This window comes from Mucilaginibacter sp. (genome assembly GCF_028288105.1).
GTDB lineage: Bacteria > Bacteroidota > Bacteroidia > Sphingobacteriales > Sphingobacteriaceae > Mucilaginibacter.
Genome location: NZ_JAQBOI010000210.1, coordinates 20,041 through 27,385 on the forward strand (window position 1 = coordinate 20,041; position 7,345 = coordinate 27,385).

The 7,345-nt window shown below is 43.2% G+C and carries 6 protein-coding genes; 4 read left to right on the forward strand and 2 right to left on the reverse strand.

Annotated features, from left to right (window positions below; genetic code table 11):
* Positions 1-7: 7 nt before the first annotated feature.
* Genes JWQ85_RS14250 through JWQ85_RS14265 form a run of 4 tightly spaced genes read left to right on the forward strand, consistent with a single transcriptional unit; the run spans position 8 to position 5,097 of the window.
* Positions 8-1,507, forward strand: coding sequence for a RagB/SusD family nutrient uptake outer membrane protein (locus JWQ85_RS14250; protein WP_299469071.1), 1,500 nt, complete (start codon positions 8-10; stop codon positions 1,505-1,507).
* A 16-nt stretch (positions 1,508-1,523) separates the two neighbouring features.
* Positions 1,524-2,582 (forward strand): LamG domain-containing protein, encoded by a 1,059-nt coding sequence (locus JWQ85_RS14255; protein WP_299469073.1) that lies wholly within the window; start codon positions 1,524-1,526, stop codon positions 2,580-2,582.
* Positions 2,583-2,591: 9 nt separating this feature from the next.
* Positions 2,592-3,944 carry a sugar porter family MFS transporter gene (locus tag JWQ85_RS14260; RefSeq protein WP_299469075.1) on the forward strand — a complete coding sequence of 451 codons (1,353 nt, stop codon included), beginning with the start codon at positions 2,592-2,594 and terminating at the stop codon, positions 3,942-3,944.
* 4 nt (positions 3,945-3,948) lie between these two features.
* On the forward strand, positions 3,949-5,097 hold the full coding sequence (locus JWQ85_RS14265; protein ID WP_299469077.1) for a glycoside hydrolase family 130 protein: 1,149 nt from the start codon (positions 3,949-3,951) through the stop codon (positions 5,095-5,097).
* A gap of 171 nt (positions 5,098-5,268) precedes the next feature.
* Here JWQ85_RS14265 and JWQ85_RS14270 read toward each other — a convergent pair whose 3' ends face one another.
* Complete coding sequence (locus JWQ85_RS14270; protein WP_299469079.1) at positions 5,269-6,000, reverse strand: glycoside hydrolase family 16 protein; 732 nt, start codon at positions 5,998-6,000, stop codon at positions 5,269-5,271.
* 8 nt (positions 6,001-6,008) lie between these two features.
* Positions 6,009-7,345 (reverse strand): glycoside hydrolase family 18 protein (locus JWQ85_RS14275; RefSeq protein WP_299469081.1); only part of this gene is annotated, 1,337 nt, incomplete at its 5' end.

Sequence of the window (7,345 nt, forward strand, 5' to 3'; positions counted from 1 at the left end):
TTAAATCATGAAAAGATCTATATATATAACCATAGCAGGCGGTTTGCTGATATTAGCAACCGGTTGCAAAAAAGTGCTCGAGCAGCCAATCCTGGGCCAGTACGAGGCGGGCAAATACTTCACCTCTGTAGCTAATTCAAATGCTGCTTTAACCGCGGCTTACGTGCCTTTAAACTATGGCGATGCATTTTCCAACGAAACATGGGTATTGGGTGATGTAGCTTCTGACGATGCAGTTAAAGGCGGGCTTACCGGCGATCAGGCTGATATCGATAACATTAATAACTTCAATATCATTAATAGCAACTCGGCAATTGAGAACGTTTGGGCCAGGTATTATGATGGTGTATCTAAAGCTAACTTTGTAATACAAGGCTTAACAGATGATAATAAAGCCGTGCCCGATGCAGACAAGAAAACCATTGTTGGCCAGGCTAAATTTTTAAGGGCGTATTATTATTTTACGCTCACAAACACTTATGGCAATATCCCCTTACGTTTACAGGTTGCCACGGCCGATAACGTTGACGCCGCCGCTGCGCCACAGGCAGATATATTTGCACAGATAGAAAAAGACTGTACAGAAGCCGCCACTGCCCTACCCGCAAAATGGAGCGGTGCAGATAATGGCCGTGCCACCAAAGGGGCTGCATTGGCTTTGCTTGCCAAAACCTACCTTTTTGAAGCTAAATACCCGCTGGCAGCATCCACAGCAAAAAGTGTTGAAGACCTGGGTTATTCTTTAACCAATAAATTCACCGATAACTTTAGCGCATCTACCAAAAATAATTCTGAAGCGATATTTAGTATCTGGCATACCGCCGGTTTAAGCCCTAAACAAGGCAGCGGCCTTAACCAGGCGTTTGCACCACGCGGCGCTTTAAATGGCTATGGCTTTTTTCAGCCTACACAAAATTTGGTTGATAATTTTGAACTGTCGCCTTCAGGTGTAGTAGACCCCCGTTTGGATTATACAGTTGGCCGTGCCGGTCAGCCTTATTTTGACAGTGCTTTTGACCCAAGCTGGACTGCAACTGGTTATATAACTAAAAAACATATACAGCCTTTATCAGAAATACCGGTAGCCACAAAAGGCGATGGTAATTTAAATGAAGAGGTTATTCGCCTGGCAGATATATTGTTGGTTGAGGCTGAGGCTTTGAATGAATCTGGTAAAAGCACCGAAGCTTTGGTACCTTTAAATAAAGTGCGTAAACGTGCCCGCGAAAGTTATTTATTTGATACCAGCCTACCCGGTAGCGGCTCTGTGCCAGCAGGCTTATTGCCAGATATTACCACTACCAGCCAAACCCAGTTGCGCGATATTATTCGCCGCGAAAGACGGTCGGAGTTGGCTTTAGAGTTCGGTAGGTTTTACGATGTTATTCGCTATGGAAGTACTTATGCTACAAATGCGTTAAAAGATACCCCTAACTTTAATTATAACGCCAATAAGTTTTTCCCGATACCATTAAGCGAGCGTTTAACTAATAAATTATTAAACTAATTAAACAAATAAGTTTATGAAGACATATTATAAAATTGCAGCTATAAGCATGTTGGCTTTAGTATTGCTTTTTAACCTGGCTGCCTGTAAAAAGGATGCCAATAAACCACAAACATATAACCCCGACCACGCTAAAATAGGCCTGACCATTGATTCGGCTACGCTTTTTTACTCCAACTCTACCGAAGGTAATAAACCTGGTGATTATGCTGTTGGCGCCCGTACCGATCTGAAAAAGGCTATTGATTTGGCTAATGCCACAAAAGAATCGACCAAATATAGCCAGCAGGAAGTTGATAATGCCGCCGCAAATTTACACCGTGCGATAGTTGCTTTCCAATCACGCCTTATTCAGGAAGTTTCTGTTGAAAATTTAATTGCCCAGTGGAAATTTAACGGCAATGCTGATGACGCATCGGGTAACGGGCATAATGGTACGTTAATGACAGGATACATAGGCCCCGGATCGGCCCCTGTGGATGGTAACACGCTGCCTAAGCTAATTGCAAATCGTTTTAACCAGGCAAACAGTGCTTACGATTTTCAAAATGGCGCCAACGTTGAAGTTCCATACACGGCAGATCTGAATCCTAAAGAATTTACGATAAGCCTGTGGGTTAAACGCCATGAAACCAACCCTGATAATTACATGTTCTCCTTAAACACTTACAATGGGTTTAAATTTCAGTTGCAGGGTAGTAACTTCTTATTTTTAACCATCCATGCCGATAATGGTTACCACGATGTTGATAGTAACCCGGGGGTAGTTCCGGCAGATGTATGGACGTTTATCTCTGCATCATATACCAATGGCACCATGAAATTTTACGTAAATGATAAACTGGTAAAAACTGCCGATGTTACCGGCGTGCCCATTACACTTGCATCACCGGTAAACTTAACTATAGGCCAGCAGTTGCCAAAAGGCAAAATGAATTTTACCGATACCAGCAGCCCGTTCTATTATTATGGGCAGGCGTTTTTCAAAGGATCAATGGATGATATACGCTTTTACAACCGCGCGTTAACAGATGCCGAAGTGCTGTCTATTTACACCATCGAAAAAACATTGTAATAAACGTAAATGAAAAACTATACCATACTCATATCAATAGTAGCTGCCCTTGGCGGCTTACTATTTGGTTTTGACACCGCCGTAATTGCAGGCACCATACATGATATTAAACAAGTGTTCCATCTTAACGATGCTGCACTTGGCCTTGTAGTAGCCGCGGCATCTATCGGCTGTATACCCGGCGCACTATTTGCTGGCAGGCTTGCGGATAGCTTTGGCCGTAAAAAACTAATGATAGTAACAGCATTGCTTTATATTATTGCAGCAGTAGGCAGCGGTATTGCGGGCAGTTATGTACAATTGGTAGCTTACCGGCTAATTGGTGGGCTTGCTATTGGTATGGCATCTACACTTGCACCCATTTACATATCAGAGGTAGCCCCTGCAGCATTCAGGGGCCGCCTGGGTATGTTACAGCAACTGGCCATAGTAACAGGTATTTTGCTGTCATTTATATCCAATTATTTAATAGGCAGCGGTATTTTTAGCGCTATATCTCCAGAACATTACTGGCGGTTTATGCTTGCCGCTGCTGTAGTGCCATCGGTTATATTTTTTGTACTGCTACTTTTTGTACCCGAAAGCCCGCGCTGGCTCATCACCCGCAACCGAGAGAAAGAATCAGAACATATTTTTAGTAAGATCTACAGTTCGGAGCAGGCCGTTGCCGAGGTTACAGCTGTTAAAAAAGATATCAGCTCAGAATCTAAACCACGCCTGAGCGATGTATTTACCCCCCGGTTTCGCCGGGTGGTCATTATCGGGCTGGTGTTTGCTTCGGTAGCCCAACTTACCGGTATCAACATTATATTTTACTATGCACCGCTTATTTTTGAAAAGGTTAAAATAGGTGGCAGCGTTTTGTTCCAAACCATTTTAACGGGTGTTGTTAACCTCATCTTTACCATTGTGGCTTTTCCGCTTATCGACAAAGTGGGCAGGAAAAAGCTGCTTATCGTTGGATCCTGGGTAATGGGTTTGTGTATGTTTCTGTTAGCAGCACTCTTCTATTTTAACAAGCTTGATAATTACTTTGTACTGGGCAGTATATTTGTTTATATAGGCGGTTTTGCCTGTAGCTGGGGTGTAGTGCTTTGGGTGTATGTAGCCGAAATATTCCCGAACAAAATACGGGGAACAGCCACTTCTATAGCTGTATTTGGCAATTGGGTAGCAAACTCCATTGTTTCTCTAACCTTTCCGTTAATGCTATCGGGCCTTGGTGCACCAATAACTTTTTTCATGTATGCACTAATCAACTTCAGCATGATATTTTTTGTGACCCGATACTTATTCGAAACCAAAGGTGTACCGTTAGAGAAGATAGAAGCGCTTTACAATATAACGCCAGAAAAAAAATAATTCCATGAAAGTTGTTTATACCTTTTTTAGAAGTTTCGCCCTTATTTTACTGCTGCATGGTAGCGTAGTTGCACAACAAAACAAACTACCAGATTGGGCTTTTGGCGGGTTTGTAAGGCCCGCGGGTATCAATCCCATTATTTCTCCTGATAGTACCACACGTTTTATGGATCCTGTTTTACACAAGTTAATAGGTTGGGAATCTAATGATACATTTAACCCTGCTGCTACCCTACTCAATGGGAAAATAGTTGTGTTATACCGTTCCGAAGATAAATCAGGCGTGGGCATAGGTTTTCGCACCTCTCGTTTGGGCTATGCCTCAAGTACCGATGGTTTACATTTTAAACGTTCAAAAACGCCGGTGTTTTATCCTGCAGAAGATAGCCAGAAGAAGTATGAATGGCCCGGTGGATGCGAAGACCCACGTGTAGCAGTTACCAAAAATGGCACCTATGTAGTTTTTTACACCCAATGGAACCGTGAGCTGCCACGACTTGGAGTAGCTACTTCAAAGGATTTAAAACACTGGGTTAAACACGGACCTATATTTGAGGATGCTTACCAGGGCAAATTTCTGAACATTGCTCATAAATCGGCATCGATATTAACTAAGATAGAACAGGGCAAGCAAATGATTACCAAAATAAATGGCAAATACTGGATGTACTGGGGCGAATTGCACGTTTATGGGGCAACCTCATTAAACCTGGTTGACTGGGCACCTGTTGTAAATAGCGACGGCTCTTTAAAAGAGTTTATCTCACCGCGCAAGGGCTATTTTGACAGCGAATTAACAGAATGCGGGCCGCCTGCTTTGCTTACCAATAAAGGGATCATCTTATTTTATAATGGCAAAAATAAATCTGGTGATGACGGGGATAAACGATTTACTGCAAATTCTTATTGTGCAGGCCAGGCCTTATTTGATAAAAATGATCCGTCGAAACCCATAACCCGGTTGGATCTTCCATTCATGCGCCCAATGGCATCGTTCGAAAAAAGCGGGCAATACCCTGCCGGTACAGTCTTTATTGAGGGAATGGTTTACTTTAAGCAAAGGTGGTTCCTATATTATGGCTGCGCCGATTCAAGGGTTGGGGTTGCTATTTATGACCCTAAACACCCCGCTATGCCCGACCCTGTTAATTGAAGCATTACCTGCGTGTAATTTAGTTCAAACATATTTTACGATTTAAATTTTGTTATAGCCAACCCCCATCTAATAGAAATCATGACTTTGCATTATCTATATACCTTAAAAACAAAAAACCCGGTTACTTTATAAAGCAACCGGGTATATACTAATCAACAATCTACTTCTTTACTGCGCGGTAAATTTAAAGCTGTGTATCACTACTTCAAAAGGTTTATCATCTGTTGGTGCCTGGCCTTTAAATAACCAAAGATTTAACAGCACCGGCATGTTCACACTGCTAATAGATACCGATGGGCTTTTAAACTCTTTGCTCAGGAACAAATTATCCTTCGGCTCGTCATTTAAATGGCCGTACAGGGTTTTAAAGGTAACACTACTGGGCGTTCTTATAAACCTATGTGTGGTATAGGTACCATTTGGCGATGTAAATTCCGTTGAATAACTGGTATGCCTTGGCGGGTCGCCCACTTTAGGGTAAACAGTATAATTTAAATTAGGGTAAGCGCTATTGCCCCACCGGGCAAACTCAATATCTATCTCATCACGTGCGTCGGTACCCGAATAGTCAAACAGGCCCAGTACAACATTTTTGTCAAACTTATCAATATCGGCATCTATTTGCCATTGGTAAGTGCCCATACCAAAGCTTTCGGTACTGGCAACTTCGGCACACTCCCATCGGCCTGTTGCTGCGTTCTTAGCTATCTTTAAATGCAGCCAACCGCTGCCGTCAACCCATACATTACTGCCGCTCCAATAATTTGGCCCGGGCCCTGTGGCTTCTGCCGGTTCTTTTACATTCCAGGTGTAACCGCTCCATTTAATGGTTTTATCCTGCGCGTTTGTATAGCTGTACATCAGCAAAAGGGCGAACGCAAAACCGTATATCTTTTTCATCGTCGGGATTATTTTATTCCGTTAAATAAGGCCAGCATTAATGAGTTTGCGTCCTGGGTATCGTAATCGCCACCATATAGGTAACCGCCTTTAAAGCCGTTATTTTTCAGGTACTCTGCTTTTTGGGTGATCAATGGCACGCCGTTGTAATACACACCACCTGCGCCCGATTTATTTGTAAACTCCTTGCTAAACGCGGTTGGGTCGGCAGTTAAAATATCCTTGTAGGTCATGTAATCGTATGATCCCCAGCTTTCGTTGTTACCTTGGGCATCCAGGGCATTGTAACGCAAACCAAAGGCAGGCATACCTACAACCAGTTTACTGGCCGGCAAATGGAAGTTTGGCCATATAGCGGCACCATCTATCATAAACTGTAGGCTTGAAGATTGCCCAACCGGGGCACCGGGCCCAATATGGACATTATCTTCATAAGCATGCAGGTTAACCCAGCTCGCGGCAGAAAGATCAGGATATTCCCAGTGCTGGTAATTTACTGTTGCGGTAACGGTAATTAATGCGGTTGATGGCAAAGCCGCCTTCAATTCTGTAAGGAAAGGCCCTATGGCATGGATGTTATCTGGCGCGTTACCAGAGTTGATGTCCGTCATCATGATATCTACGCCATCCATACGTTTGGCGGCTACGTAGGCTTTAATAAGGCCTATCAGTTTTGTACGTTTTGCAGGATCGCGGATTGCGGTACCAAAATCGTTGGTTTCGTAAATTGCCCAGCCATCAATACCCGATAACCTGCCGCTTATACCCATTATAACCGGCACTTGTGCAATATGCGCCCTTGCCACAATTTCTCTGGCTTTTTGGCCTACTTCTCCCGGGGATGTATCCAGATCGCCCTCCGGAGAAACCAAACCTATTTTATAAGTGACATGGGTAACGTTATTGAAATTTACGTTAGCCGCGGTTGCATCCTGTGTTAAATACGACATGGCTATCCTGGTATAGGGCTTAAAAGTATAGGTTGATGGATTAACCAACACCTTGGTACTCCTAACAGTAGAATCGCCGTTATAAGTAACCTTTAATTTAATAGTAAACTCGCCACCGCTTTTAGGGGCAAAACTAAACTTCTTATCTTTTGATACCTCTACATTGTTCACCATCCAGCTTATTGTGGCTTCTTTGGCAGGCGTTATTTCGATGCCGTTAAACTTAGCGGTATCACCTTCGTTAATGATCTGCGCCCCCGAAAACTCCCTTAATATGTCAAATATGCGCGGCTGAAGAGGGTTAGCATCTTCCTGCTCCTTTACAATATCTTTTTTGCATCCGGCAGTGAGTACCACCAGCAAAACAAGCAGGAATGATAATTTTTGATAGATCT